This window comes from Enterobacter sp. Bisph1 (assembly GCF_000814905.1).
In the GTDB taxonomy this organism is placed as follows: Bacteria; Pseudomonadota; Gammaproteobacteria; order Enterobacterales; family Enterobacteriaceae; genus Kosakonia.
The window spans coordinates 1-765 of the sequence record NZ_JXAG01000001.1 but is presented as its reverse complement, the minus strand read 5'-3'; the positions used below and the strand labels follow the sequence as shown (position 1 = coordinate 765).

General features: G+C 37.8%; 1 protein-coding gene. It reads left to right on the top strand.

What is annotated here, in order from left to right; genetic code table 11:
- The coding region (locus tag RW65_RS22815) for a GNVR domain-containing protein (RefSeq protein WP_039054638.1) at positions 1 to 380 on the top strand (380 nt) is incomplete at its 5' end.
- Positions 381 to 765: the final 385 nt, after the last annotated feature.

Here is a 765-nt window from a genome sequence, read left to right as displayed (position 1 = left end):
AAAAAAAAATAAACCTGTCATGGGCTGGTGACGACCGTGATAAACCTGCTGTTACCGATGAAGTAAATGCTATCCATCAAGCTATTGATGACTGGTACATCCAAGATTATCAAACCTATAAAAACATAGTTAACAATCAGAACAGCAACTATATAAATGGCACTGAAATATATGCCAAGATTGCATTATTAACTAAAACAAACCCTTACGGAGAAAAAAACTTTATTTCAATCAGTAATGAAACCGTAAGTAAAAAGTACAAACCGTCGTTACTTATGACTATATCATTAATTCTGGCCGTTATTTTCTCCTCCTCGTACCATATAATCAAAAGATCTGTTTTTGATTATAAAAAAAAGTTAAACCGGTCTTTTTATTAGCCTATAACGATTAATAACCGTATTCCCAAAACATCCGTTATATGCCAGATGCACAAAAGCCCGCCAATAGTGGGCTTCCCGATAAACCTCACGTTTCTAAGGGCAGTCAGAGCTAACATCCCCCTTCCATTACCTGACTACTTTCCCGTGGTGCAGGGCCAGTTGCCGCCTTTTTTATGCCCATGAAGCATCCGATTGGCCATCTCGCGATCTCCATTTTTAAGATACATACATAACTTCATTAGACCATCTACAGCTGACTGATGCCGTAACTCACCTTTATCATGAAGCTTCAGAACCGTGGATATATAAATCTGTATTTCAGCCTCATCAGGCCCGTTTTTTTTACTGTATTAAATGTTTTTGCTAGATCCATTTACCACTC